The organism is Limnohabitans sp. (assembly GCF_044361645.1).
In the GTDB taxonomy this organism is placed as follows: Bacteria; Pseudomonadota; Gammaproteobacteria; order Burkholderiales; family Burkholderiaceae_C; genus Limnohabitans_A.
In genome coordinates this window covers 15,392-41,576 of record NZ_JBIKIL010000003.1, presented here as the reverse complement: position 1 = coordinate 41,576, position 26,185 = coordinate 15,392, and the positions used below count along the sequence as shown (strand labels likewise).

General features: G+C 60.2%; 27 protein-coding genes and 1 pseudogene. 2 read left to right on the top strand and 26 right to left on the bottom strand.

Annotated elements, in window-relative coordinates; all coding sequences use genetic code 11:
* Nucleotides 1–849: 849 nt before the first annotated feature.
* The 3 genes from ACIQ39_RS00965 to ACIQ39_RS00955 all read right to left on the bottom strand — a co-directional run bounded on the left by ACIQ39_RS00965 (nucleotide 850) and on the right by ACIQ39_RS00955 (nucleotide 1,848).
* Nucleotides 850–1,236 (bottom strand): nuclear transport factor 2 family protein, encoded by a 387-nt coding sequence (locus ACIQ39_RS00965; RefSeq protein ID WP_396432732.1) that lies wholly within the window; start codon nucleotides 1,234–1,236, stop codon nucleotides 850–852.
* A 98-nt stretch (nucleotides 1,237–1,334) separates the two neighbouring features.
* Nucleotides 1,335–1,649: a BrnA antitoxin family protein gene (locus ACIQ39_RS00960; RefSeq protein ID WP_396432731.1), complete on the bottom strand. Its 315-nt coding sequence runs from the start codon at nucleotides 1,647–1,649 to the stop codon at nucleotides 1,335–1,337.
* Nucleotides 1,573–1,848 (bottom strand): BrnT family toxin, encoded by a 276-nt coding sequence (locus tag ACIQ39_RS00955; protein ID WP_396432730.1) that lies wholly within the window; start codon nucleotides 1,846–1,848, stop codon nucleotides 1,573–1,575. Before ACIQ39_RS00955 ends, ACIQ39_RS00960 begins: the two co-directional genes overlap by 77 nt.
* Before the next feature lie 201 nt (nucleotides 1,849–2,049).
* On the opposite strand from ACIQ39_RS00955, the pseudogene ACIQ39_RS00950 reads away from it, so the two are divergent.
* Nucleotides 2,050–2,517 (top strand): annotated as a pseudogene (locus tag ACIQ39_RS00950) (transposase); the annotation flags it as partial.
* Nucleotides 2,518–2,786: 269 nt separating this feature from the next.
* Here ACIQ39_RS00950 and ACIQ39_RS00945 read toward each other — a convergent pair.
* On the bottom strand, nucleotides 2,787–3,293 hold the full coding sequence (locus ACIQ39_RS00945; protein WP_396432729.1) for a DUF2846 domain-containing protein: 507 nt from the start codon (nucleotides 3,291–3,293) through the stop codon (nucleotides 2,787–2,789).
* Nucleotides 3,294–3,459: 166 nt separating this feature from the next.
* Here ACIQ39_RS00945 and ACIQ39_RS00940 point away from each other — a divergent pair, with 166 nt between their 5' ends.
* On the top strand, nucleotides 3,460–4,467 hold the full coding sequence (locus ACIQ39_RS00940) for an integron integrase (protein ID WP_396432728.1): 1,008 nt from the start codon (nucleotides 3,460–3,462) through the stop codon (nucleotides 4,465–4,467).
* A gap of 17 nt (nucleotides 4,468–4,484) precedes the next feature.
* Here ACIQ39_RS00940 and hisF read toward each other — a convergent pair whose 3' ends face one another.
* The 22 genes from hisF to ACIQ39_RS00830 all read right to left on the bottom strand — a co-directional run bounded on the left by hisF (nucleotide 4,485) and on the right by ACIQ39_RS00830 (nucleotide 25,903).
* Nucleotides 4,485–5,285 carry an imidazole glycerol phosphate synthase subunit HisF gene (hisF, locus tag ACIQ39_RS00935; protein WP_396432727.1) on the bottom strand — a complete coding sequence of 267 codons (801 nt, stop codon included), beginning with the start codon at nucleotides 5,283–5,285 and terminating at the stop codon, nucleotides 4,485–4,487.
* Nucleotides 5,286–5,288: 3 nt separating this feature from the next.
* Nucleotides 5,289–5,498: a hypothetical protein gene (locus ACIQ39_RS00930; RefSeq protein ID WP_396432726.1), complete on the bottom strand. Its 210-nt coding sequence runs from the start codon at nucleotides 5,496–5,498 to the stop codon at nucleotides 5,289–5,291.
* 40 nt (nucleotides 5,499–5,538) lie between these two features.
* Complete coding sequence (locus tag ACIQ39_RS00925; RefSeq protein ID WP_396432725.1) at nucleotides 5,539–6,393, bottom strand: D-hexose-6-phosphate mutarotase; 855 nt, start codon at nucleotides 6,391–6,393, stop codon at nucleotides 5,539–5,541.
* A gap of 23 nt (nucleotides 6,394–6,416) precedes the next feature.
* Nucleotides 6,417–7,157 carry a 1-(5-phosphoribosyl)-5-[(5-phosphoribosylamino)methylideneamino]imidazole-4-carboxamide isomerase gene (hisA, locus tag ACIQ39_RS00920; RefSeq protein WP_053172214.1) on the bottom strand — a complete coding sequence of 247 codons (741 nt, stop codon included), beginning with the start codon at nucleotides 7,155–7,157 and terminating at the stop codon, nucleotides 6,417–6,419.
* Between the two features lie 47 nt (nucleotides 7,158–7,204).
* The gene (gene hisH / locus ACIQ39_RS00915) at nucleotides 7,205–7,861 is read right to left on the bottom strand and encodes an imidazole glycerol phosphate synthase subunit HisH (RefSeq protein WP_396432724.1); all 657 of its coding nucleotides are present in this window, start codon (nucleotides 7,859–7,861) and stop codon (nucleotides 7,205–7,207) included.
* A gap of 1 nt (nucleotide 7,862) precedes the next feature.
* Nucleotides 7,863–8,465 carry an imidazoleglycerol-phosphate dehydratase HisB gene (gene hisB, locus ACIQ39_RS00910; protein WP_396432723.1) on the bottom strand — a complete coding sequence of 201 codons (603 nt, stop codon included), beginning with the start codon at nucleotides 8,463–8,465 and terminating at the stop codon, nucleotides 7,863–7,865.
* Entirely contained in the window at nucleotides 8,462–9,547 is a 1,086-nt protein-coding gene (gene hisC, locus ACIQ39_RS00905; protein WP_396432722.1) for a histidinol-phosphate transaminase, read from the bottom strand. The genes hisB and hisC overlap by 4 nt, the downstream gene beginning before the upstream one ends.
* The gene (hisD, locus tag ACIQ39_RS00900; protein WP_396432721.1) at nucleotides 9,544–10,896 is read right to left on the bottom strand and encodes a histidinol dehydrogenase; all 1,353 of its coding nucleotides are present in this window, start codon (nucleotides 10,894–10,896) and stop codon (nucleotides 9,544–9,546) included. Before hisD ends, hisC begins: the two co-directional genes overlap by 4 nt.
* 5 nt (nucleotides 10,897–10,901) lie before the next feature.
* Nucleotides 10,902–11,543, bottom strand: a complete 642-nt coding sequence (gene hisG, locus ACIQ39_RS00895; protein WP_396432720.1) for an ATP phosphoribosyltransferase — start codon at nucleotides 11,541–11,543, stop codon at nucleotides 10,902–10,904.
* A 6-nt stretch (nucleotides 11,544–11,549) separates the two neighbouring features.
* The gene (murA, locus tag ACIQ39_RS00890) at nucleotides 11,550–12,815 is read right to left on the bottom strand and encodes a UDP-N-acetylglucosamine 1-carboxyvinyltransferase (protein WP_396432719.1); all 1,266 of its coding nucleotides are present in this window, start codon (nucleotides 12,813–12,815) and stop codon (nucleotides 11,550–11,552) included.
* A gap of 38 nt (nucleotides 12,816–12,853) precedes the next feature.
* A complete protein-coding gene (locus ACIQ39_RS00885) occupies nucleotides 12,854–13,096 on the bottom strand; it encodes a BolA family protein (protein WP_396432718.1) in 243 nt (80 codons plus the stop codon).
* 10 nt (nucleotides 13,097–13,106) lie between these two features.
* Entirely contained in the window at nucleotides 13,107–13,862 is a 756-nt protein-coding gene (locus tag ACIQ39_RS00880; protein ID WP_396432717.1) for an ABC transporter permease, read from the bottom strand.
* Nucleotides 13,859–14,794, bottom strand: coding sequence for an ABC transporter ATP-binding protein (locus ACIQ39_RS00875; RefSeq protein WP_396432716.1), 936 nt, complete (start codon nucleotides 14,792–14,794; stop codon nucleotides 13,859–13,861). Before ACIQ39_RS00875 ends, ACIQ39_RS00880 begins: the two co-directional genes overlap by 4 nt.
* An 84-nt stretch (nucleotides 14,795–14,878) precedes the next feature.
* Entirely contained in the window at nucleotides 14,879–15,154 is a 276-nt protein-coding gene (locus ACIQ39_RS00870; protein ID WP_396432715.1) for a lipid asymmetry maintenance protein MlaB, read from the bottom strand.
* Between the two features lie 11 nt (nucleotides 15,155–15,165).
* Nucleotides 15,166–15,822 carry a phospholipid-binding protein MlaC gene (locus ACIQ39_RS00865; RefSeq protein ID WP_396432714.1) on the bottom strand — a complete coding sequence of 219 codons (657 nt, stop codon included), beginning with the start codon at nucleotides 15,820–15,822 and terminating at the stop codon, nucleotides 15,166–15,168.
* Between the two features lie 52 nt (nucleotides 15,823–15,874).
* On the bottom strand, nucleotides 15,875–16,612 hold the full coding sequence (locus ACIQ39_RS00860; RefSeq protein ID WP_396432713.1) for a VacJ family lipoprotein: 738 nt from the start codon (nucleotides 16,610–16,612) through the stop codon (nucleotides 15,875–15,877).
* Complete coding sequence (gene mlaD / locus ACIQ39_RS00855) at nucleotides 16,609–17,088, bottom strand: outer membrane lipid asymmetry maintenance protein MlaD (RefSeq protein WP_396432712.1); 480 nt, start codon at nucleotides 17,086–17,088, stop codon at nucleotides 16,609–16,611. Before mlaD ends, ACIQ39_RS00860 begins: the two co-directional genes overlap by 4 nt.
* A gap of 10 nt (nucleotides 17,089–17,098) precedes the next feature.
* Entirely contained in the window at nucleotides 17,099–17,881 is a 783-nt protein-coding gene (gene mlaE, locus ACIQ39_RS00850; protein WP_396432711.1) for a lipid asymmetry maintenance ABC transporter permease subunit MlaE, read from the bottom strand.
* On the bottom strand, nucleotides 17,878–18,696 hold the full coding sequence (locus ACIQ39_RS00845) for an ABC transporter ATP-binding protein (protein WP_396432710.1): 819 nt from the start codon (nucleotides 18,694–18,696) through the stop codon (nucleotides 17,878–17,880). The genes mlaE and ACIQ39_RS00845 overlap by 4 nt, the downstream gene beginning before the upstream one ends.
* 118 nt (nucleotides 18,697–18,814) lie before the next feature.
* Nucleotides 18,815–20,311 carry a glutamate synthase subunit beta gene (locus tag ACIQ39_RS00840; protein WP_396432709.1) on the bottom strand — a complete coding sequence of 499 codons (1,497 nt, stop codon included), beginning with the start codon at nucleotides 20,309–20,311 and terminating at the stop codon, nucleotides 18,815–18,817.
* A 30-nt stretch (nucleotides 20,312–20,341) separates the two neighbouring features.
* A complete protein-coding gene (locus tag ACIQ39_RS00835; RefSeq protein ID WP_396432708.1) occupies nucleotides 20,342–25,075 on the bottom strand; it encodes a glutamate synthase-related protein in 4,734 nt (1,577 codons plus the stop codon).
* Nucleotides 25,076–25,207: 132 nt separating this feature from the next.
* Nucleotides 25,208–25,903, bottom strand: coding sequence for a transposase (locus ACIQ39_RS00830; RefSeq protein WP_396432707.1), 696 nt, complete (start codon nucleotides 25,901–25,903; stop codon nucleotides 25,208–25,210).
* Nucleotides 25,904–26,185 lie beyond the last annotated feature (282 nt).

Here is a 26,185-nt window from a genome sequence, read left to right as displayed (position 1 = left end):
GCGAAACCGCATCAAAGGCGGTGGTGAGTCTTTCTTCAGAAAGGGGATTGATGCTTTCAACTCTCAAGTTCCAAGTTAGAGGCAGATTATGGTCTGTCTGGATACCTACAAAAGTCTCTTTGTGTCTGCATTTGAGAACTTTTTAGCAGTCATCACCGCATCTTACCCAGCGCATGAGCAGCGCCGCCTCCAGCAGGCCACCTGTTAAGACCATCGACTTTGCTGACCCTGTGCCTGGGTGCTCATGCAACGTCCCTCCAGTTTCGTCACTGGCAGGCTCACACCCAGCTTCACCGGGCTTCCTCCCTGCCAGCCCGGGTTGCCCCAGCATCTGACGCATGACTTTGCGGCTTTGCATGTCTTCAGTCACTCTCTAACGCCTGATTGACGTCAACCGTTTGGCCTTCGTGGATTTCTTTGTGCCACGTCGACCCCGTACGCCCACTGCTACGGTCTCTGCTGACTTCTCGCTTGCGGCTTGCACCGTCGGCCTTTCAGCCGTAGGGCGAGATCTCCCCGGGTAAGAACGCACACCTTCACCGCACAATCGCCGCATCTACGCCACTTCGCCTTGGTCACAAGAGCTTTGCAAATTGGCGCTTGCTCGCCCTGCTTGGCAGCGCCTTCTATGCGATTTTTGTTCATCGACTCGCGGTTTACGCGCCACGCTTGCCTTCCCACACTCGGTCACCCTCATGCAGTTGCGCAACACTCAAGCTCGCTGTGACCAGCTCGCGGCGGGACTTGCACCCACAGGTGTGCGCCCATGCCGGGCGCACGCCAACAAACGGACAGAAAAGCGGCTACGTGCGACCTGTCCTTACTCGTTAGGCGCTTCTGCGTGCACGCTCATTCCATTGCCTCTACGAGGTGCGCCCTATTGGCTGGAGGCGCATAAGGCTCGGGCCAAAACTCGACAAGCCGTGTGACTTTGCCTTGCTGGACGGTAAAGAAGGTGATGGCCCTGGCCTTTTGAACTCCGTCTGTGACTTCGACCTCGGACACGGCCTCCGACTCTGAGCCTACAAGCCGATTGACTGTGAACTTCCAGTGGCCATGCGCCGGGTACTCCTGGTTCATTTGTGCGAACCGTTCGGCACCGCGAATGCGTTCCTTCGATTGAGGCCATTCGAGTACAAAGTTGGGGGCCAGGACAGCACTGACTGCTTGGAAGTCATTGCTCGCCATAAGGCGCCAAAACTCTTTTGCAACTTCAACTGCGGTGGATTGCGGCATGGGGTGGTTTTGGTATCGCATAAAGTTGGCGCTGTCCGGCACGCAACAAGCGCCGCGCAGGGGCAAGCTGCTGCTGCGTGTACGTGACGAGCAGCCTGTTAAACCGAAGCGTCACGGAAGGCCCTCAGAACTGTATTAATGCGCGTCTGATAGCCCGCTCCTTGAGCCTTGAACCATTCGAGCACATCTTGATCCACGCGCAGCGAAATGGATGCTTTGGCAGGTAGCGGCTTCAAACCCTTGCGAACCAAACCGCGAACAATGTGCTTTACGTTCGCCTCTGGGTGCTCGGGGGCCGGCTTTTGTTCGCCCGCACCGGACTTCAGGCGCGCCCAATCAGTTTTGGATTTCATCGAAGTAGATTTGCGACTCGCGCTTGGTTGCTTTTCGGAAAGAGATGACGCGGATTTCATGTTCATTCTCCGTATGTACGACTGAAACAGTGATGCCAGCGAGCAAGCCCAGCGTAACGAAGCGTTGCTCGCCGTAGGAAAAACGGTCATCCTCGAACGTAAATGTCACGCCTTCAAAAACGCTCGCGGCATCCAGGAAGTCAAGCCCATGGGCTTTGATGTTCGCTGCACGCTTCGTTTCAGACCAAGTGAACTCCATGCGGCAAGTGTATATACAAAACGTATTGGCAACAACCAATATTTCTTCTGCGGTTTAGCGTTGGCACTCAGCGGGCTACGAAGCCGTTCGATGGAGCAACGGGTTAGCGAGCGTGTCATGTGCGCTCGCTTTTTATTGGGTCGAAATGATCTTGCCATGTCCACAATCGCAGCCTGACGTCATCGGGGAGGAACCGCAGTGTGGGTGGTCGATTGCAAGAGTGTGGGCAGTGGTCACAAGGCCATCATCTACTTGGGCCGCTATTTGTACCGGGGCGTCATTCAGGAGAAGGACATCTTGCGCTGCGACGGCAACAACGTCACCTACCGTTGGCGCGACAGCAAAACCAAACGCCTGACCACGCGCACCGTGAGTGGCGCGCAGTTTCTGCGTCTGGTGATGCAGCATGTTTTGCCCAAAGGCTTTAGAAGGGCGCGCAACTTTGGTTTCTTGCATCCGAACAGCAAAAGGCTGATCGCCTTGCTGAAGTTGCTGGTGTTCAAGCGCCCAAGTGGCACCGCAACCCCATCAGCGACATCTCAGACCACGCCTCGTGCGCAATGGAAGTGCGCGTGCTGCGCCGGTGCCATGAGGGTGCTGCGCCGCCGAATCTTGCCATCGACCAATGCGCCGCCACCGCAACACAGTCAGGCCACCACGAAGCAGTAACAATCCCGATCTCAGCTTGAGGATTGCGCAACAGTGCCCCAAAAGCACTGAGCATGTGCGCGACCAAAAACAGCCACACAGGGCCCAAAAGTGCCGCAATGGCACAAGGCGCAACGCCGTCAGATCGCTTGAGCCATGTGAATGCTCAATCGCACAGGCAAGACAAAAAAGATGTTTTCTGTAGGGCTCAAACCACCGCCCAGAACCGGGCTCGTCCAACAAACGGATCAGGTCGCGGCTTCGCGCGACCTATCCTTACTCGTTAGGCCTCATTCGACGACGCTAAGGACGGGCTTAATGTAACGACAACAGGCAATCAATTGTGCTTGCCCTGTCTCTTGTGGAAGCACGATGAGCCCGCTCCTCCGAACAATAGAGCCGCCCGACAGGAACCCGCCCGAGACAATTCCAACATCTCCGAGGGCGCGGACAAAGTAAGACTTACCGGCTTCTAGGGCTAACGTCGTGGATGCATCTGGCCATTGCTTGCTTCCGAAGAGTTCAGTCGGCCACTCCGCATATACCGTGTGAGTGCCCGCACGAACGTACGCCCATGTATAGGCCTGTTCGGTGGCGGCGAACAACGGCTTTCCCGCGATGCTCAACTTAATTTCTCTTGAGAATGGGGGCGCACTCAGCCGAAAAACGTACACGGTGGCAAAGCCCTCAGGCGCCGCAGGAGCGGCTGAAAACTTCGGAGCGTCCGCAGGGGCAGTTGCGCAACCCGTGATGACAGAGAGTGCGATCAGTGCAGCGGTGAAGAAACTGAGCTTCATTGAAGTAGGAAACATTTGATATGAGGCCTAACGTGATGTAGACCGCAAAACCCGGTGGATACATCCAGGCACAGTCGATACATCTTTTGGATGAAATGGCCGCAAGCCGCTTGCGCCTTGGCTTACAGGTTCGTATACTGTGGTTTTGTACAGGTATAAATTTGCCATGAAACCCGGTGCCCCTTCCTTGCAGTCCACCCGCTTGCTTGATCAGGTGCGCGAGCGGGTTCGGTATATGCACTATAGCCTCAAAACCGAGAAAGCTTACCTTTATTGGATTCGTTTTTTTATCCGCTGGAGCGCCACGCAGTCAGGCGGCATGCGTCACCCGCGCGAGTTGGGTGTGGCCGATGTCGAAGCTTTTTTGTCCATGCTGGCCAATGAGCGCAAGGTGTCGGCCTCCACTCACAACCAAGCGCTCAGTGCTCTGCTGTTTTTGTACCGGGAGGTGCTGGGCATTGATTTACCTTGGCTCAATAACATTGGTCGACCTCAGCAGACCAAGCGCATTCCGTCGGTGCTGACCAAAGACGAAGTGGCTGGTCTTTTGGCACAGATGGACGGCGTGACTGCGCTGCTGGCTCGGCTGCTGTACGGCACGGGCATGCGGCTGATGGAGGGGATGCGCTTGCGGATAAAAGACGTGGATTTTGAGCGTCAGGCCATCATCGTGCGCGAGGCCAAAGGGTCCAAAGACCGCGTGGTGATGCTGCCCCGCTCGCTGGCACCGGCCTTGCGTTTGCAAATGTTGGCGGCACGGGCGCAGTGGGAGGCTGATCGGCAAGTGCAACGGGGTGGTGTGGATGTGCCCCACGCTTTGGCTAGCAAATACCCCAAGGTAGGTGATACGTGGGGCTGGTTTTGGATGTTTCCTTCGCCCACGCTGTCGGTTGACCCTCGCAGTGGCGTGGAGCGCCGCCACCACTTGTTTGAAGAGCGCTTGCAACGCGCCTTAAAAAAGGCCGTTGCGGCTGCGGGCATTGTCAAACCCGTATCCGTTCACACGCTGCGCCACTCGTTTGCCACGCATTTGCTGCAGTCGGGCACCGACATTCGCACGGTGCAAGAGTTGCTGGGTCATTCTGACGTCTCGACAACGATGATTTACACCCATGTGCTGAAGGTGGCCGCGGGTGGCACAGCCAGCCCTTTGGATGCTTTGCTCAGCGTCTAGGCCGATTCGTCAACTCGTCAAATCCGCACCGGAATCCCCCGCTCCCGCATCCGCGCTTTGGCCTGTTGCACGGTGTATTCACCGTAATGAAAGATGCTGGCCGCCAAAACCGCATCCGCACCGCCGATGCTCACGCCATCGGCCAAGTGGTCGAGGTTGCCCACGCCGCCAGACGCAATCACGGGCACGCTCACAGCGTCGCTCACAGCGCGGGTCAGTGGCAGGTCAAAGCCGCTTTTGGTGCCGTCGCGGTCCATGCTGGTGAGCAGGATTTCGCCTGCACCATACTCGGCCATTTGGCTGGCCCAAGCCACCGCGTCCAGGCCCACGTTTTTGCGGCCGCCGTGGCTGTAAACGTCCCAGCCGGGGCCTAGGGCCAAACCGTTGGTGCCGATGCGCTGCTCGTCTTCGGGTGTGCGGCGCTTGGCGTCAATCGCCACCACGATGCACTGCGCGCCGTATTTGGCCGAGGCGTCGCGGATGACTTGCGGGTTGGCAATCGCGGCAGAGTTGAAGCTTGTTTTGTCTGCGCCTGCGTTGAGCAATCGGCGCACGTCTTCCACCGTGCGCACACCGCCGCCCACGGTGAGCGGGATGAACACCTGGCTGGCCACGGCTTCGATGATGTGCAAGATCACGTCGCGCCCGTCGCTGGTGGCGGTGATGTCCAAAAACGTGAGTTCGTCTGCGCCTTGCTCGTTGTAGCGGGCGGCGATTTCGACCGGGTCGCCGGCGTCGCGCAGTTCGACAAAGTTGACGCCCTTGACCACACGACCACCGGTCACGTCAAGGCAGGGGATGATGCGTTTGGCGAGCATGTTTCAGTGACCCTCTTGTGGTGCGATGGAGACGGTATTGGGCTTGATGTCGCTTTGTGTGGCCGTGATGTACAGATGCTCCAGAACGCCATTGCGCTCGACCACCAAAGCGGTTTGGGTTTGCGCAGCCGTTCGCCGGGCTTGATTGGCCGCTCTGGCCATGGCAGCCACCGATCCTCTTAAACTGCTGCTGCGCGCTTGTTCAATCGACATGATCTGACTCATTTTTTTACCCAATCCAAAGTTGCTTGCATCATGCACACAAAGCCAAGCGCTGCCAGCCTTCCCATCGTCCGCCCGCAGGCAAGGTGATGGGATCGTACACTTGCGCCGCTTCGACGCACAGCATGTGTCGCCAGCCACCCTCGGGCATGTCGGCCAAGCGCTTGCACAGGTCTTGCGCGGGGTTCCAAACCACGGTGTGGGCCCAACTGGGGCTTTGGCTGATGTGCAGGGTCTGGTTGAGCGTCATGGGCTGTGGCCCGGCTTCGTACACACGGTCAAATTCGGCGGCAAAGCGCAGTGTGTCGTCGGCTTGCGCGTGGGTGTCGGTGATTGAATCCCACTCGGGTTGACCGCCCAGGCCTTGCAGCGTGGCCTGCGTCACGTCGGGCACGGCCAAATAGGTGTGCAGCGCCCCCGAAAACGCCAGCGGCTGAGTGTCGGTGTTGTGCACGTTCAGGCTGATGCGCAGGGTGCCGGGGCGCAGGGTGATGTGCAGTTGCAGTGCAAAGGCCTGCGGCCACCATTTGCGGGTGCGGGCGTTGTCTTGCAGATGCAAACATAGCTGGGCACTGTCGGCCGACAGCACAGGCGCATCGGCCTGCCAAGCCAGGTTGCGGGCAAAGCCGTGTTTGGGCAGGCGATCGGCCATCGGGCCGCGTTGGTTGAACTGCGGAAAGCACACCGGCACGCCGCCCCGGATAGCGGTTTGGCCGTCCATGACGCTTTGGGGGCTGAGGTACAGGCGCTCTTGGCCGCCCGACACCCAAGACAGCACATGCGCGCCGTGCAGGGCGACCAACAGGCGGTCGCCTTGCGGCAAACGCAGTTCACAAGCGGGCAGGCCTGCGAACTCGGTGTCGCGACAAGTGGCCTGAAGGCTCATGTGGAATGGGGATGGAGATCGTGTCAACCGTTGAGTTCGTCGGCGCGTTGCTGCGCCAGCGCGAAGTCCAGGTCGCCCGAATACACCGCACGGCCACAGATCACGCCTTCGACCCCTTCATCCTCCACTGCGCACAGTTGCTCGATGTCGGCCATGTTGGACAGGCCGCCCGAGGCAATGACGGGGATCGTCAAGGCTTGGGCCAGCTTGACGGTGGCGTCGATGTTGATGCCGCTGAGCATCCCGTCGCGGCCAATGTCGGTGTAAATGATGGATTCGACGCCCCAGTCTTCAAACTTCTTGGCCAAGTCCACCACTTCGTGGCCGGTGAGTTTGCTCCAGCCGTCGGTGGCGACTTTGCCGTCTTTGGCGTCCAGCCCGACGATGATGTGGCCGCCAAAGGCGGTGCAGGCGTCTTTCAAAAAGCCAGGGTTCTTGACGGCGGCGGTGCCGATGATGACGTAGCGCAGGCCGCTGTCGATGTATTTTTCAATCGTGTCCAGGTCGCGGATGCCGCCGCCCAGCTGCACCGGGATGTCGTCGCCCACGGCTTTCAAGATGGACTTGATGGCCGAGAAGTTTTGCGGCTTGCCCGCGAACGCGCCGTTCAAATCCACCAGGTGCAGGCGGCGTGCGCCTTTTTCGAGCCAGGTGCGGGCCATGGCGGCGGGGTCTTCACCAAAGGTCGTGGCTTGGTCCATATCGCCCTGTTTGAGGCGAACGCAGTGGCCGTCTTTGAGGTCAATGGCGGGGATCAGAATCATGGCGGGCTCAAAAGCAGTGGAGAGAAAGAAGCGGCAGTGAAAACTTCTCAAGGCTGCCAGTGGAGGAAATTGCGAAACAAGGCCAAGCCTTGGTCCGCGCTTTTTTCGGGGTGAAACTGGGTGGCAAAAATATTGTCACGGGCGATGGCACAGGCAAAGCGGCCACCGTAATCGGTTTCGGCCGCGCTGTGCTCAGCCTGGGCCACGCGGGCATAAAAGCTGTGCACAAAATAGTACCAGTTGCCGTCTGCGATGCCATGCCACAAAGCGTGCGGCTTGGCGGCTTGCCAGACCTGGTTCCAGCCCATTTGCGGGACTTTGTAGCGGGTGCCATCGGGCTGCGTTTGCCCCGCCAGCTCAAACTTGACCACGCGGCCGGGAATCAGGCCCAGGCCGGGCGTGTCGCCCTCGGCGCTGTGGTCCAGCAGCATTTGCATGCCCACACACACGCCAAACAGGGGCTTGGCTGCGGCGGCTTCGAGCACGGCATCGAGCAGGCCCGAGTCGCGCAGCTCGCGCATGCAGTCGGGCATGGCGCCCTGCCCCGGCAAGACCACGCGGTGCGCGTTGCGCACCACTTGCGGGTCTGAGGTCACGGTCACTTCGGCATGGTCCACGCTGGAAGCCGCATGGATGACGGCCTGCGCCACGCTGCGCAGGTTGCCCATGCCGTAATCCACCACAGCAACGCGGTTGACGCTCATGTCAGAGTGAACCCTTCGTAGAGGGGATGACACCCGCCGAGCGGGGATCAAGTTCGAGCGCCGCACGCACGGCGCGGGCAAAGGCCTTGAAGATGGTTTCGCACTGGTGGTGGGCGTTGTGGCCCTTGAGGTTGTCGATGTGCAAGGTGCACAGGGCATGGTTCACAAAGCCTTGGAAGAACTCGTAAATCAACTGCGTGTCGAGCGCGCCCAAGGAGCCCGAGGTGAATTTCACATCCATGTGCAAACCGGGGCGGCCCGAAAAGTCCACCACCACGCGGCTCAAGGCTTCGTCCAGCGGCACATAAGCATGGCCATAACGGCGAATGCCTTTTTTGTCGCCCATGGCCTGCGCAAAGGCTTGGCCCAGGGTGATGCCAATGTCTTCGACCGTGTGGTGGCCGTCGATGTGCAGGTCGCCTTCGCAGGCGATGTCCAGGTCAATCAAACCATGGCGGGCGATTTGGTCGAGCATGTGGTCCAGAAAACCAATGCCGCTGGCCAGCTTGGCCTGACCTGTGCCGTCCAGGTTGATGGCCACGCGGATGTTCGTCTCAGCCGTCTTGCGGGTCACATTGGCTGTACGGTCAGCGGTGCGGTTCATAGAGAGACTTTCAAGGCGGCAAGGAGTTGGTCGTTTTCTGCGGCGGTGCCCACCGTCAGGCGCAGGCAGTTGGCCAGCAATGGGTGCATTTTAGAAATGTTCTTGATCAGCACACCGTGGGCCTTCAGGCCGTCAAAAGTTTTGGCCGCATCGGGCACGCGGGCCAGGATCATGTTGGCTTCGCTGGGGAATGGGCGCACGCCGGGCAAGGCAGCCAGCTCACTCAGCAAACGGGTACGCTGCTCGCGCAGGTCTTGGGCCTGCGCAGCAAACACCTGGGCATGCGCCAGCGCAAACAAGGCGCACTCGGCATTGAGCACACTGATGTTGTAAGGCGGGCGCACTTTGTCGATCTCAGCCACCAAGGCCTTGGGGCCAATCATGTAGCCCAGACGCACACCGGCCAAACCAAACTTGGACAGCGTGCGCATGAGCAAGACATGCGAGTGGCGCGTGATGCGGCCTGCGTAGCTGCGGCTGGCAAAGGGCTGGTAGGCCTCGTCCATCACCACCAAGCCGCCTTGCGCGCCCTGGGCCAACACGATCTTCTCGATCGTGTCGTCGTTCCACAGGTTGCCGGTGGGGTTGTTGGGGTAAGCCAAGTAGACGATGGCCGGCTTGTGCTGATTAATGGCGGCCAGCATGGCGGCTTCGTCCAGCTCAAAGTCGGCCGTGAGCGGCACACCATGAAAGGCCAGGCCTTGCAGCTGGGCGCTCATGGCGTACATGACAAAGCCCGGCAAAGGCGACAGGATACTGGCCCCGGGCACATCGCACGCCATGGCCAGCAAAGAGATCAACTCGTCTGAGCCGTTGCCCAGCATGATGTCAAAGCCTTCGGGCATGCCTGCATAGCTGGCCAGGGCGTGGCGCAGCTCGTTGACCCGTTCGCCGGGGTAGCGGTTGAGCGCCAAGGCGCCCAGGCGCTCGCCCAAAGCCTTTTGCAAATCAGCCGGCAGTCTGTGCGGGTTCTCCATCGCGTCGAGCTTGACCATGCCCGCCGAATCCTGGATGGCATAGGCGTGCATGGACTGCACGTCTTGGCGGATGCGTTGCATGAGTTGGGGGCTGACAGTGCTCATTTCGGGTCTCGCATCGGGGGCACAGGGTTCAAACGGAGTTCGGCGGCGCGGGCGTGGGCTTGCAGGCCTTCGCCGTAGGCCAGCTCGGCGGCAATGCGGCCGAGCGTCTGGGCACCGACTTGGCTGACCTCAATCAAGCTGCTGCGTTTTTGAAAGTCGTACACGCCCAGCGGCGACGAGAAACGCGCCGTGCCGCTGGTGGGCAAGACGTGGTTGGGGCCTGCGCAGTAGTCACCCAACGACTCACTGGTGAACGCGCCCAAAAAGATGGCCCCCGCGTGGCGCAGCAGCGGCTCCCAGCGGTGCGGCTCACGGCTTGACACCTCCAGGTGCTCGGGCGCGATGCGGTTGCTGATGGCGCAGGCCTCTTCCATGCTGCGCGTCAAGATCAAAGCGCCCCTGTCGTTGAGCGACTTGGCGATGATTTCGCGCCTCGGCATGGAGGGCAGCAGGCGATCAATGGCGGCTTGCACTTGGGCGATGTAATCGGCATCGGGGCACAGCAAAATGCTTTGCGCCAGTTCGTCGTGCTCGGCCTGTGAAAAAAGGTCCATCGCCACCCAGTCGGCCGGGGTGGTGCCGTCGGCCAAGACCAAAATTTCGCTGGGGCCTGCGATCATGTCGATGCCCACGGTGCCAAACACGCGCTTTTTGGCGCTGGCCACATAGGCGTTGCCCGGGCCGGTGATCTTGTCCACTTTGGGGATGGTGGCCGTGCCATAGGCCAGCGCCGCCACAGCTTGCGCGCCGCCCACCGTGAAGGCGCGGCTCACGCCCGCCACACAGGCAGCGGCCAGCACCAGCGGGTTGCGCACGCCATTCGGCGTGGGCACCACCATGATGATCTCTTGCACACCGGCCACGTGAGCGGGAATCGCGTTCATCAACACCGACGAGGGGTAAGCGGCTTTGCCGCCGGGCACGTAAATGCCCACGCGGTCCAGCGGCGTGACTTTTTGGCCGAGCAGCGTGCCGTCTTCGTCGCGGTAGCTCCAACTTTCGCCTGAGGCTTTCTTTTGCGCTTCGTGGTATTGGCGCACACGGCTTGCTGCGGCTTGCAAGGCTTCGCGCTGCACGGCGGGCAGGCCGCCCAATGCCGCTTTCAGTTCGGCTTGGGTGATCTCCAGCGCCTTCACATCCAACGCTTGCAGGCCGTCAAAACGCTGGGTGTACTCCAGCACCGCCGCGTCGCCACGCTGCTGCACATCGGCCAGGATGTCGGCCACCCGCTGCTCGATGGCGGCGTCGGTGTCGGCTGACCAATGCAGACGGGCCGCAAAGGCCGCTTCAAAACCGGCGTCTGCCGTGTTCAGTTGCAAGGGTTTGGCTTGCAGGCCCAACGAGTCCATGTTGTTCAGCCTTTCTTCACCGCACCGGCAAAGGCGTCGATGATGGCGCGAATCGGTGCTTGTTTGAGTTTGAGGGCGGCTTGGTTCACCACCAAGCGCGAGCTGATGTCCATGATGCGTTCGACTTCAACCAGGTGGTTGGCCTTGAGGGTGTTGCCGGTCGAGACCAAATCCACAATCGCATCGGCCAAACCTGTGAGCGGGGCCAACTCCATGCTGCCGTAGAGTTTGATCAGGTCCACGTGCACGCCCTTGGTGGCAAAGAAGTCACGCGCAATCGCTGTGAATTTGGTGGCCACTTTCAAGCGCGAGCCCGAGCGCACCGCGCGGGCGTAATCAAAGTCGGCGCGCACCGCCACGCTCATGCGGCATTTGGCGATGTTCAGGTCCAGCGGCTGGTACAGGCCTTGGCCGCCATGCTCGATCAAGGTGTCCAGGCCCGTCACGCCCAAGTCTGCGCCGCCGTACTCCACATAGGTGGGCACGTCGCTGGCGCGCACCAGCACCACGCGCACATGGGGTTGGTTGGTGGGCAAGATCAGCTTGCGCGATTTTTCGGGGTCTTCCAGCACCTCGATGCCCGCAGCACTGAGCAGGGGCAGGGTTTCGTCAAAAATGCGTCCTTTGGACAGGGCCAGTGTGATCATGTCATTTCACTTCACGCGTTCGATGTCGGCCCCCAGGCCGCGCAGTTTGAGTTCCATGCGGTCGTAGCCCCGGTCCAGGTGGTAAATGCGCTCGATGGTGGTTTCACCCTCGGCCACTAAGCCGGCAATCACCAAGCTGGCCGAGGCCCGCAAATCGGTGGCCATCACCGTGGCACCGGAGAGTTTTTCGACACCCTCGATCACCGAGACTTTGCCGTCGATCTGGATGTGCGCACCCAGGCGCACCAGCTCATTGACGTGCATGAAGCGGTTTTCAAAAATGGTTTCGGTCACTTTGCTGGCCCCGTGCGAGATGCAGTTGAGCGCCATGAACTGCGCCTGCATGTCGGTCGGAAAGCCCGGGTATTCGGTGGTGCGAAAACTCTGCGCCTTCAGGCGACCAAGGGATGCGATGCGAATGAAACCCTCACCGGCTTCGATGGTGGCACCGGCATCGCGCAGTTTTTCGATGACCACTTCGAGGTGGTCGGCACGGCCATGGCGCAACACCACGTCACCACCCGTGGCCGCCACCGCGCACAAAAAGGTGCCCGCCTCGATGCGGTCGGCCACCACTTGGTGCTGCGCGCCGTGCAAACGCTCCACACCCTGAATGCGGATGCGGCGTGTGCCGTGGCCTTCGATCTTTGCACCCATTTGGATCAGCATCTCGGCCAGGTCAGGAATTTCGGGCTCTTGCGCGGCGTTTTCCAGCACCGTCTCGCCCTCGGCCAAGGCGGCGGCCATCATGAGGTTTTCGGTGCCCGTGACGGTGACCATGTCGGTGGTGATGTGCGCGCCCTTCAGCCGTGTGCGACCGGCGGGCAAGCTGGCCAGCATGTAGCCGTGCTCCACCGTGATCACCGCGCCCATGGCCTGCAAGCCTTTGATGTGCTGGTCCACCGGGCGCGAGCCAATGGCGCAGCCACCGGGCAGCGAGACCTTGGCGTGGCCAAAGCGCGCCAACAAGGGGCCCAGCGCCAGCACCGAGGCGCGCATGGTTTTGACCAGCTCGTAGGGCGCTTCGGGGTTGTTCAAGGCCCCCGCATCCAGGGTGACGCGGCCGTCTTCGTGGTGCTCAGCCGTCACGCCCATGTTGCGGATCAGCTTGAGCATGGTCGAGACGTCTTGCAGGCGCGGCACATTGGCCAGCGTGACGGGCTCGGCGCTGAGCAAGGCGGCGCACAGCTCAGGCAAGGCGGCATTTTTGGCCCCCGACACGTCCAGCGTGCCTTGCAAGCGGCGACCGCCGCGAATGATCAGTTTGTCCATGGGTCAGTTTGGTGCGTTGCGGCCAGAAGGCCTTCGGATCATGGGGCTTGCGCGGCCCACTCGGCGGGCGTGTAGGTTTTTATCGACAAAGCGTGCACCTCGTCGGTGTGCATTTTTTGGCCCAGTGTGGCGTACACGCGCTGGTGGCGTGCAATCGGCCGCAGGCCCGCAAAGGCTTCGGACACGACCACGGCGCTCCAATGGCGGCCATCGCCCTCGACCGTGAGGTGGGTGCAGGCAAGGCCTGCAGCGATCATGTTTTGAAGTTGTTGTGCGTTCATGAGGTTTCTCTCAGCTCCGTATTTTGTAGCCGATGCGCAAAAGCTGAAGGGTCAGGCCGCTGATGACCGCCAGGGCGGTGCCCACCACCGCCAGGCTGAGCCAAGGCGAGACATCACTTTGGCCAAAAAAGCCGTAACGAAAACCGTCAATCATGTAGAAAAACGGGTTCAAGTGGCTGAGTTTTTGCCAAAACGGCGGCAAGGAATGGATGGAATAAAACACACCCGATAAAAACGTCATGGGCATGATGATGAAGTTCTGAAAGGCCGCCATTTGGTCAAACTTTTCGGCCCACAGCCCGGCGATCACGCCCAAGGCACCCATCATGGCAGCCCCCATGAAGGCAAAGGCCAAAATCCACAGCGGGTTGACGAAGGTGATGTTGACCATCCAGCCGGTGATGACAAACACGCCCACACCCACCGCCAAACCGCGCACCACCGACGAGCCCACATAGGCCACAAACCAGCTGCGGTGCGACAGGGGCGTGAGCAACAAAAACACCAAACTGCCCATGATTTTGCTTTGCACCAAGCTCGACGAGCTGTTGGCAAACGCGTTTTGCAGCACGCCCATCATGATCAGGCCCGGCAGCAAAAACGAGGTGTAGGCCACGTTGTCGTAGACCTTGACGTGGTCTTCCAGCACGTGGCCGAAAATCAGCATGTACAACACCGAGGTCAGCACCGGTGCGGCCACGGTTTGAAAACCGACTTTCCAAAAGCGCAGCACTTCTTTGTACAGCAGGGTTTGCCAGCCCGTCATGCCAGCGCTCCAGAGGCCAATTGTTTGCGGTTCATGACTTCCAAGAACACGTCTTCCAGATCGGCCTGGCGAATCTCCACGCCTTCGGCCACCAAACCGGCGGTGCGGATGGCGGCCAGGTGGCTTTCGATCTCCACCGCGTTGTGCACCGGCAACTGCACGATGCGCCCCGTGACGCGGGCCATGGCCGCCAAGGCGGGCGGCAAATCGCCGTCGAGCTTGAAGCGCAGCACCTGGCTGGTGGCCGAGCGCAGCAAATCGGAGGTGCGCTCCAGCGCCAGCAACTGGCCACGCTTGAGCATGGCAATGCGCCCGCACAGGGCCTCGGCCTCTTCGAGGTAATGGGTGGTGAGCAAAACAGTGTGGCCTAGCTTGTTGAGTTTGACGATGAAGGCCCACAGGGTTTGGCGCAGTTCGACATCGACGCCAGCGGTGGGCTCGTCGAGCACGATGACGCGCGGCTTGTGCACCAAGGCCTGGGCCACCAGCACACGCCGCTTCATGCCGCCCGAGAGTTGGCGCATGTTGGCGCCTGCCTTGTCGCTCAGCCCCAGGCTGTCCAGCAGCTCGTCGATCCAAGCCTCGTTGTTTTTGACGCCGAAATAGCCCGACTGGATGCGCAGCGATTCGCGCACAGTGAAAAAAGGGTCAAACACCAGCTCTTGCGGCACCACGCCCAACAAGCGGCGCGCGGCGGCGTAATCGGTTTGCACGTCGTGGCCATGCACCAGCACGCGGCCAGTGGTGGGGCGGCACAGGCCCGCCAAATTGCTGATCAGGGTGGTTTTGCCCGCGCCGTTGGGGCCCAGCAGACCGAAAAACTCGCCCTCTTGTACGTCAAAACTGACCTGGTCGAGTGCATGACACGTGGCCATTCCCGCCTGTTTGGCCAGGTAGCTTTTGGAAACAGATTGGAAGGAGAGCGCAGACATTTAGAGGGCTTATTTTAGGTGCTGGCCTGCAGACTCCGGCAAGCACCAGGGGGATCGGTGAGAAATGGGCTCAGTTGCGCCGATTCAAGCCTCTTCCAACAGTCCAAGGACCCCGTACAAATTGGCCAACTCACGCAAACGGGGCGTCATGCCCTCAACCTGCAAAGTGCTGCCTTTTTGCGACAAAACCCGGCGCAAGCCCAGCAACACGGCCAAGGCAGAGGAATCAAATTCGCGCAGCGAAGATGCGTCCAGCAACACCGCCTTGGGCAGCGCTGCTGGCAGCAAAGACAGCCACTGCGACAAGCAGCCATCGGCTTGACCGTGCAACAAGCTTGCAGGCATCTTCAGTGGGTTCATGTCAAGCGCTCTCAAGACGCTTTGGCGTTGGACTTGTTGCGTGCGGTCAAACTGGCGATCAGCGCATCAATGCCCCCGGCGTTGATCTCCTTGGTGAACTGGTTGCGGTAGTTTTCGATCAGCCACACGCCCAGCACATTCATGTCAAAAATCAACCAGCCCGCCCCTTGACCGGGTGTTTTTTCAAGGCGGTAATCGAACTGGACTGGGTCACCTCTGCCGCGCAACTCGGTGTTGACAACCACGTTTTTGTCTTCTTGGCCCGCCCGCAAGGGCTTGACCACCACTTGCTGGTCGTTGATCTGGCTGAGTGCCCCCGAATAGGTGCGCACGAGCAAAATCTTGAACTCGTCTTGCAGGCGTTTTTGCTGCTCAGGCGTGGCTTTGCGCCAAGCCGGGCCGGTGGCCAAGGCGGTCATGCGGCGAAAGTTCACATGCGGCATCAACTGCGTGTCCACCAACTGCATGATTTTGGGAATATCACCGCCACGCAAAGCTTTGTCTGCCTTGATGGTGTTGAGCGTTTCATTCGTGATGCGCTGGATGAATGCCTCTGGTGCTTCGTCGGCGGCATTGGCCCAGCCCGAAGCCCCCAAGAGGCCCGCAGCACATGCCGCCACAAGCAGATGGCGGCGACTCCAAAAATAGGGGGTAGAGGTTTTGATCATCAATTCACTGTAGGGGTTATGGCCAAAGAATGTGTGAACAACTGTAATGGGCTTACTTGGCTTCGGACTCGGCTTCGTCGTAGTCAAAATTTGACGGCGGATTGCCATCGTAAATGTCATTGCGGCGCTTTTGCAAATAGGCGTCCCGCACGAAAGAATAAGGGTCCAGCGACGCGGCCATCACCACATCCACGGTTTGCAGCAAACCCGATCGGATGTCCAAGACGCGGGTCACCACCACGGTGTTGCGCACGGCTTGGTCAGGGAGTTCGCGCGCTGCGTCAGCCCGCATGTCCACCGGCAAAGCCAATGTGTCGCGCAAACTGGACGGGCCCAACAAGGGCAGCACCACATACGGCCCAGGCTGAACACCCCAGTGACCGAGGGTTTGACCGAAATCTTCCTTGCGTTTTTCAAGGCGCATTTCGGTGGCCACATCCAGCAAGCCGCCTAGGCCCAAAAAGGTGTTCACATTGATGCGCATGAAAGTTTCGACAGTCGCCTGCCCCTTGAACTGCAGGGCGCTGTTGGCCATGGTCCAAACATCGGCCAAATTGCCCAAGAAGTTGCCCACACCCGTGCGCACAAAACTGGGCAACACACCCGCATAAAGTTGTGCGGCAGGTTTGATGGCCGCCTTGTCCACCGCATCGTTGAACTGGAACACGCTGCGGTTCATGGACTCCCAAGGGTCACGCGCATCGGCGCTTTTGACCGTGGCGCAAGCTTGCAATGCCAGCACACAAGCCAGCACGGTCAGAGAGGCCCTGCGTTGCATCCAATCGATCATGGTTTTTGACTTTCAGCTGGGGGTTTTTCGGCCTGGCTGAACAGGAATTGGCTGATCAGGTTCTCCAGGATGACGGCCGATTGGGTCGAACCAATGCGGTCTCCGGCGGCCAAGTTTTTCTCATCGGCACCGGGCGACACATCCAAGTATTGCTCGCCCAGCAAACCGCTGGTCAGGATCTTGAGCGAACTGTCTTGCGGAAAGGCGTGCTGGGTCTGCATGCCGAGTGTGACCTGGGCTTGGAAGGATTGGCCATCAAATTCGATCTTTTTGACACGCCCCACCACCACCCCAGCGCTCTTGACCGCAGCGCCTGGCTTGAGCCCGCCGATGTTGTCAAACTTGGCCGTCACCTCGTAGTCGTTGCTGAAGCTCCAAGTCAGCAAATTGGCCGCCTTGAGTGCCAAAAAAAGCACGGCCACAGCGCCGAGCATCACAAACAAACCCACCCAAACATCATTTTTTGAACTTTGCATGCCGTCCTCCTCAAATGCTGAACATCATTGCGGTGAGGATGAAATCCAAACCTAAAACCGACAAGGAAGACACCACCACACTGCGTGTGGTGGCGCTGGCCACACCTTCGGGTGTGGGCTTGGCCACATAGCCTTGCAGCAAGGCGATGAAGGTCACGGCCACAGCAAACACCACACTTTTGATGATGCCATTGCCCACGTCCTTGAACACATCAACGCCGCCTTGCATTTGACTCCAAAAAGCACCCGAGTCGACCCCGATCAGCAAGACGCCCACCACATAGCCCCCCAAAATGCCCACCGCACTGAACACCGCGGCCAGCACCGGCAAGGCAATGATGCCGCCCCAAAAACGCGGCGCCAAAATGCGTTGCACCGGATCCACGGCCATCATCTCCAAGGCGGTGAGCTGCTCACCCGCACGCATGAGACCAATCTCAGCGGTAAGCGATGCCCCGGCGCGCCCGGCAAACAACAAGGCCCCCACCACGGGGCCCAATTCGCGCACCAAGCTGAGCGCAACCAGCAAACCCAGCGCCTCGGCTGAACCATAGCGTTGCAGCGTGTAGTAGCCCTGCAAGCCCAGCACAAAGCCCACAAACAAGCCCGACACCGTGATGATGGCCAGCGAATAATTGCCCAAAAAATGCACCTGATCGCGCACCAGAGCAAAGCGCTTGAGTGTGGGGCCCGTCATGCCCAGCAGCTTGAAAAACAAGCGTGCGGCAAAGCCCCAATCGACCAACATCTGGCGCGTCGAAGCACCCACGGCGGCCAGCAAGGGGGTGATCATGCCGTTCTCCGGTCATAGTCTTGTGCCGCTGTGGGGGCCGGGTAATGAAATGGCACGGGACCATCGCTCAGGGCGTGCACAAACTGGTGAATGAGCGGGTCGGTGCTGACACGCAACTGGGCCGGCGTGCCTTGTGCGGCCACGCCGCCATGCGCCAAGATGACCACATGGTCGGCGATCTCAAAGGTTTCGGTCACATCGTGCGAGACCACGATGCTGGTGATGCCCAGGCTGTCGTTCAGGCGGCGAATCAACCGGGCCGCCGTGCCCAGCGAAATCGGGTCCAGGCCAGCGAAGGGCTCGTCGTACATGATGAGATGCGGGTCGAGCGCGATGGCGCGGGCCAGCGCCACGCGGCGACTCATGCCACCCGAAATTTCAGAGGGTTTCAAATCTCGCGCCCCGCGCAAACCCACGGCGTCGAGTTTCATGAGCACGATGTCACGGACCAGGTCTTCTGACAGCCCGGTGTGCTCTCGCAAGGGAAAAGCCACGTTGTCGAACACACTCATGTCGGTGAACAGCGCGCCAAACTGGAACAGCATGCCCATGCGGCGACGTGCAGCATACAGCTCGGTTTGGCGCATGGGCGTGATGTCTTGGCCATCAAAAAACACGTGTCCCGCGCTGGCACGAATTTGGCCGCCAATCAGGCGCAGCACCGTGGTTTTACCGCCCCCCGAGATGCCCATCAATGCGGTGACTTGGCCGCGCGGCACTTTGAAGCTGAGGTTCTTCAAGATCACGCGCTCGCCATAACCGAAGGTCAGGTCGCGCAATTCAACAAAAGGAGGGGGTGAGTCGGTTGTATTCATGAAAAACAAAAGCCGGGATGTCCGGCTTTTGTGATCTTAAGACATAAAAGTAAATGATTTGTAAATCCGGCAAACACCTGTATTTTACCCAAGCACCCCTTGGCTCAGTGGGGCTGGCTCAGCGGGGCAGGTCACTGGCCCCCATCAAGAACTCATCCACCGATCGCGCCGCCTGCCGGCCTTCGCGAATGGCCCACACCACCAGCGACTGACCACGGCGCATGTCGCCCGCCGCAAACACCTTGGGCACATTGGTGGCATAGCCGCCGGTGAAGTCGGTGCTGGCCTTGGCGTTGCCACGGGCGTCTTTGTCGATGCCAAAGGCGTCGAGCACCGTGGCCACCGGGTTGGTGAAACCCATGGCCAGCAGCACCATGTCGGCTTTGTGATGCTTCTCGGTGCCGGCCACTTCAACCATCTTGCCGTCTTTGAATTCGACATGCACCGTGGTCAATCCAGTGACTTTGCCCTTTTCACCGATGAAGGCTTTGGTGGAAATGGCGAACTCGCGTTGCAACAGGCCTTTTTCGGCACTTTCTTCGTGGCTGGAGCTGGTGCGCAGCTTCATGGGCCAATAGGGCCAGACCATGGCCTTGTTTTCTTTTTCGGGTGGCTCGGGCATGACCTCGAACTGGGTCACGCTCACAGCGCCGTGGCGTGTGCTGGTGCCCACGCAGTCGCTGCCGGTGTCGCCCCCGCCAATCACGATGACGTTTTTGCCGTCTGCACGCAGCTGCCCTTTGAGCTTGTCGCCCGCATTCACCTTGTTTTGCTGGGGCAAGAACTCCATCGCGAAATGGATGCCATCCAGGTCGCGGCCGGGCACGGGCAAATCACGCGACTGCTCGGAGCCCCCGGTCAGCAGCACCGCGTCAAAGTCTTTTTGGAGTTGCTCGGCGCTGATGGTTTCCTTGGCCCAGTTGGTGATTTTGGAATCCTTGGGCCACCCCTCAAGCGAAGTTGGGCCCACCAGCACGCTGGTGCGGATCTTCACGCCTTCGGCTTCGAGCTGCTGGACGCGGCGGTCGATGTGGGTCTTTTCCATCTTGAAGTCAGGGATGCCGTAGCGCAGCAAGCCGCCCACGCGGTCGTTCTTTTCGAACAAGCTCACGTTGTGGCCGGCGCGCGCCAGTTGCTGGGCTGCGGCCAAACCGGCAGGGCCTGCACCGATGATGGCCACGGTTTTGCCGGTCTTGACTTTGGCAGGGCGCGGCGTGACCCAGCCCTCGGCCCAAGCGCGGTCGATGATGGCGTGCTCGATCGACTTGATGCCCACGGCGTCGTCGTTGAAGTTGACCACGCAGGCCGCTTCGCAAGGCGCGGGGCAGATGCGGCCGGTGAACTCGGGGAAGTTGTTGGTGCTGTGCAGCACCTCGATCGCGTTTTTCCAGTCGCCTTCAAACACCAGGTTGTTGAAGTCCGGGATGATGTTGTTGACCGGGCAGCCGCTGTTGCAAAACGGGGTGCCGCAGTCCATGCAACGCGCCGCTTGGGTTTTGGACTGCGCTTCGGTCAAGCCGATGACGAACTCGCCGTAGTTCTTGAGGCGCTCGGTGACGGGCTTGTAGCCCTCTTCAATGCGCTCAAATTCCATGAAGCCGGTGATTTTTCCCATGATGTTTCCTCAAACTTTTTGACGTGGGGCTCAAGCGGCGACAGGCTTGGCCACTTTGGCCGCGTTCGCCGCGTTCGCCGCTTTGCGTGCGTTGATCTCGCCCAGGGCGCGCTTGTATTCGTTGGGGAAGACCTTGACGAACTTGGCACGGGCTGTGGCCCAGTGGTCCAGCAATTCACGGGCGCGTTGGCTGCCGGTCCACTTGTGGTGGTCTTCCAGCAGTTTCTTGAGCTGCGCTTCGTCGGCTTGGTCGCGGTGCCAGACCTTGCGGTCCACTTGCGCTTCTTGCTCGGCAGACGTGAGCACTTTGTCCATGCTGACCATGGCGGTGTTGCAGCGTGAAGCAAACTCGCCATCTTCGTCGTACACATAAGCGATGCCACCACTCATGCCCGCGCCGAAGTTGCGGCCGGTCATGCCCAACACCGCCACCGTACCGCCGGTCATGTACTCGCAGCCGTGGTCGCCTGTGCCTTCGACCACCGCTGTGGCGCCGGACAAGCGCACCGCAAAGCGTTCGCCGGCCACGCCGGCAAAGAAGGCCTCACCCGTGGTCGCGCCGTACATGACGGTGTTGCCCACGATGATGTTTTGCGAGGCCACGCCGCGGAACTCCAAACTGGGGCGCACCACGATGCGGCCGCCCGACAAACCTTTGCCGGTGTAGTCGTTGGCCTCACCAATCAAATACAGCGTGATGCCCTTGGCCAGGAACGCACCAAAGGACTGACCACCCGTGCCTTCCAATTGAATGCGCAGGGTGTCGTCGGGCAAGCCTTCGGGATGCACCTGGGTCACCGCACCCGACAACATGGCACCGACCGAGCGGTTCACGTTGCGGGCCACTTCCATGAACTGCACTTTTTCGCCCTTGTCGATGGCGGCGCGGCTCTTGGCGATCAGCACATTGTCCAGGGCTTTTTCCAAGCCGTGGTCTTGCGTGTCCACATGCCGCACAGCCACGGTCGAGGCCACTTGCGGCACCGCCAACAGGCGCGCAAAGTCCAGGCCCCGGGCTTTCCAGTGCGCCACACCGCTCTTCATGTCGAGCAGGTCGGCGCGGCCCACCAGGTCGTCGAACTTGGCAATGCCCAACTGAGCCATGATCTGGCGCACTTCTTCGGCGATGAAGAAGAAGTAATTCACGACATGCTCGGGCTTGCCGGTGAATTTGGCACGCAAAGCAGGGTCTTGCGTGGCCACGCCCACAGGGCAGGTGTTGAGGTGGCATTTGCGCATCATGATGCAGCCCTCGACCACCAGCGGCGCGGTGGCAAAGCCGAACTCGTCAGCGCCGAGCAATGCGCCAATGGCCACGTCGCGGCCGGTCTTCATCTGGCCGTCGGCCTGCACGCGGATGCGGCCGCGCAAGCCGTTGAGCACCAAGGTCTGCTGGGTTTCGGCCAGGCCGATTTCCCAAGGTGAGCCTGCGTGTTTGACCGACGACCAGGGCGATGCACCTGTGCCGCCGTCGTGACCCGCGATCACCACATGGTCGGCCTTGCACTTGGCCACACCGGCAGCAATCGTTCCGACGCCGATCTCGGACACCAATTTCACGCTGATGTCGCTGTGTGGGGCGACGTTTTTCAGGTCGTGGATCAGCTGGGCCAAATCCTCAATCGAATAAATGTCGTGGTGCGGCGGTGGCGAGATCAAGCCCACACCGGGCACCGAGTGGCGCAGCTTGCCGATGTACTCAGACACCTTGCCGCCGGGAAGTTGCCCGCCCTCGCCGGGCTTGGCACCTTGGGCCATCTTGATTTGGATCTGGTCGGCACTCGAGAGGTATTCGGCGGTGACACCAAAGCGGCCTGAAGCGACTTGCTTGATGCGCGAGCGCAGACTGTCACCGGCCGCCAAGGGCATGTCGACTTCGACGTTTTCTTCACCGATCACGCTCTTGAGCGTATCGCCCAACTTGATCGGGATGCCTTTGAGTTCGTTGCGGTAGCGGTTGGCGTCTTCACCGCCTTCGCCGGTGTTGCTTTTGCCGCCAATGCGGTTCATGGCCACGGCCAAAGTGGCGTGGGCCTCGGTGGAAATCGAGCCCAGCGACATCGCGCCGGTGGCAAAACGCTTGACGATCTCGGCGGCAGGCTCTACCTGGTCCAGCGGGATGGCTTTGGACGGGTCGATCTTGAACTCGAACAGGCCGCGCAGCGTCATGTGGCGCTTGCTTTGGTCGTTGATGATCTGCGCGTACTCTTTGTAGGTGCTGAAGTTGTTGGCCCGGGTGGCGTGTTGCAGCTTGGCAATCGCGTCCGGCGTCCACATGTGCTCTTCGCCCCGGGCGCGCCAGGCGTACTCGCCGCCCGCGTCCAGCATGGTGGCCAAGATCGGGTCGTCGCTGAAGGCGGCGGTGTGCATGCGAAAAGCTTCTTCGGCGATCTCGAACACGCCAATGCCGCCCACGCGGCTGGCGGTGCCGGTGAAGTACTTGTTGATGGTCTCGCTGTTGATGCCGATGGCCTCGAACAGTTGGGCGCCGCAGTAAGACATGTAGGTGGACACACCCATTTTGGACATGATCTTGGACAAGCCCTTGCCAATCGCCTTGACGTAGTTGTAGAGGGCTTTTTCAGCCGACAAATCACCGGGCAGCTCTTTGTGCAGCGCGGCCAAGGTTTCCATGGCCAGGTAAGGGTGCACGGCTTCGGCGCCGTAGCCGGCGAGCACCGCAAAGTGGTGCACTTCGCGGGCGGTGCCCGTCTCGACCACCAAGCCGGCGGTGGTGCGCAGGCCTGCGGTGACCAGGTGCTGGTGGATGGCCGACAAGGCCAGCAAGGCGGGCACCGCCACTTGGGTGGCACTCACGCCCCGGTCGCTGATGATCAAGATGTTGTGCCCACCTTTGATGGCGTCTACCGCTTCTGCGCACAATGAGGCCAGCTTGGCCTCCACGCCTTCGCGGCCCCACAACAAGGGGTATGTGATGTCCAGTGTGGCGCTCTTGAACTTGCCCTGGGTGGCCTGGTCAATGTGGCGCAGCTTGGCCATGTCGGCGAAGTCCAGAATCGGCTGGCTGACTTCGAGGCGCATCGGCGGGTTGACTTGGTTGATGTCCAAAAGGTTGGGCTTGGGGCCGATGAAGGACACCAGCGACATCACGATGGCTTCTCGGATCGGGTCGATGGGCGGGTTGGTCACCTGCGCGAACAACTGCTTGAAGTAGTTGTACAGCGGCTTGTTTTTGTCAGACAGCACGGCCAGCGGACTGTCGTTGCCCATGGAGCCAATGGCCTCTTCACCGGCCGAGGCCATCGGGGCCAACAAGAACTTGATGTCTTCTTGGGTGGTGCCAAAGGCTTGCTGCAGGTCGAGCAAGGGCACCTCAGAGGCGGGGGCCAGGGCGGCATCGGCCACATCGTCGAGCTTGATGCGCAGGTTCTCAATCCACTGCTTGTAGGGCTTGGCGCTGGCCAGACCGGCCTTCAACTCCTCGTCGTTGATCATGCGGCCTTGTTCCAGATCGATCAGGAACATCTTGCCCGGCTGCAGACGCCATTTGCGCACGATCTTGCTCTCGGGGATCGGCAGCACGCCGGTCTCTGAACCCATGATGACCATGTCGTCGTCGGTGATGATGTAGCGCGAGGGGCGCAGGCCATTGCGGTCCAGCGTGGCGCCGATCTGGCGACCGTCGGTGAACACGATCGAGGCCGGGCCGTCCCATGGCTCCAACATCGCAGCGTGGTATTCGTAAAAGGCCTTGCGGCGCTCGTCCATGGTGGTGTGCTGTTCCCAAGGCTCGGGGATCATCATCATCACGGCCTGGCTGATGGGGTAACCCGCCATCGTCAGCAGCTCCAAGCAATTGTCAAAGGTGGCGGTGTCGGACTGCCCGGCAAAGCTGATGGGATAGAGCTTTTGCAGGTCGGCGGCCAGCACGGGCGAAGACATCACGCCTTCGCGGGCCTTCATCCAGTTGTAGTTGCCCTTGACGGTGTTGATCTCGCCGTTGTGCGCCACATAGCGGTAGGGGTGGGCCAGTGGCCACTCAGGGAAGGTGTTGGTGGAAAAGCGCTGGTGCACCAGGCCCAAGGCCGAGACGCAGCGCTCGTCTTGCAGGTCCAGGAAATAAGTACCGACCTGATCGGCCAGCAGCAAGCCCTTGTAGACCGCAGTGCGGCTGGACATGCTGGGGATGTAGTACTCGTTGCTGTGCGTCAGGCGCAGGTTCTGAATGGCGGCGCTGGCGGTCTTGCGAATCACGTAGAGCTTGCGCTCCAAGGCATCTTGCACGATCACATCGGCACCCCGGCCAATAAAAATCTGGCGCATGACCGGCTCTTTTTTGCGCACCGTAGGCGACATGGGCATGTCACGGTTGACCGGCACATCGCGCCAGCCCAGCAGCACCTGGCCTTCGGCCTTGACGGCGCGCTCCAGCGCTTGCTCGCAAGCCATGCGCGAGGCGTGCTCCTTGGGCAAAAACACCATGCCCACCCCATATTCACCAAATGGCGGCAGGGCCACGCCGATGGAACCGTCGGGGGCCGTACCAGCCCGGGCCATCTCTTCGCGGTACAGCGCGTCGGGCAGCTGAATCAAAATACCGGCCCCGTCGCCCATCAGCGCGTCGGCACCCACCGCGCCCCGGTGGTCCAGGTTTTGCAAAATCTTGAGCGCCTGCGTCACGATGGCGTGGGTCTTGTGCCCCTTGATGTGGGCCACAAAGCCCACGCCACAGGCATCGTGCTCGTTGGCCGGGTCGTACAAACCGGTCGATTGGAAATGTTCTTTTGCACTGGCCGAAGTCATGGGCACTCCTAAGGGTTTTTACGCAGAGGGCAGAGTGTAGTGCACAGCAGCAACTGTGCCAATCTTTTTAATTGGGGTCAGATCCCAATTAAATTTGTTTTTTGCTTGGCTTTGATTTAATTGGGGACAGATTCAATCGGCCGCTTTTTTGACGGGTCGTCCGGCCTTGCCCGGCACCAAGCGGCGCGGCGTGGTGTGCTGCAATTGACCTAAAAAGTCGCTCGAACCCAGGGCCCATCCAGACAAAGCGCTTTGGGTGAGTTGCGCCTTTTCGCGCAGCGACAAGCCTGTTTGCACCAACTCAGCATAGGCCGCCTCACGCGCAAACGGCGTGTTGCCCAAACCCCAAAAAAGGGCATGCGGCGTCAACCATGGGCTACTCTCCTGCCCAATACAGTGCCTGTAGCTGGACCATGGGTGATCACCAGCCTGGGCCACCATGCCAGCGCGAACCGGATTCAGGTCGATGTAGACCATGCAGGCCAAAAGATAGCGTTCACTCTCAATCAGGTTGCTGCGGTAGCGCCCTTCCCACAAGGTGCCGGTGCGTTGGTGGCGCAAATTGAAGTAACGCACGTAGGCGCGGCCCACCGCTTGCATCATCTGCGGCAAAGCCTGATCGGTCGATGGCGTGAGCAGCAGATGGAAGTGGTTGTCCATGATCACGTAAGCGTGGATGGCCACTTGGAAGGTCTGTGCGTGTTCTTGCCACAAGGCCAACAAACGCCGCCGGTCGGCATCGTCACGCACGATGGCTTGGCGGTCATTGCCGCGCTGGATGACGTGGTGCGGGTAAGCGGCAACGGTGAGGCGGGGTTGGCGGGCCATGGTGACTTTCCAGCGGGGATGCTCAGTTTAATTGGGATCTGACCCCAATTAAATAACCAATTAAACCCAGGGGCTCGCATGCGTTCACACATTTGCCCTGTTCGATGCCAAAAATGATTTCGGATTTGTTTTGGTGCGTTGATCGGTCAGGAAGAAATAAAAATTAATTTCTTTTTACGAACTATTTATACTCCACGCTTAATGCAAAAAGGTGCCGAATTTCTGCTGCCCCCCTCGGACAAGGACCTTGAAACGTGAGCTATCAGTGCCGCATGGTCGGCA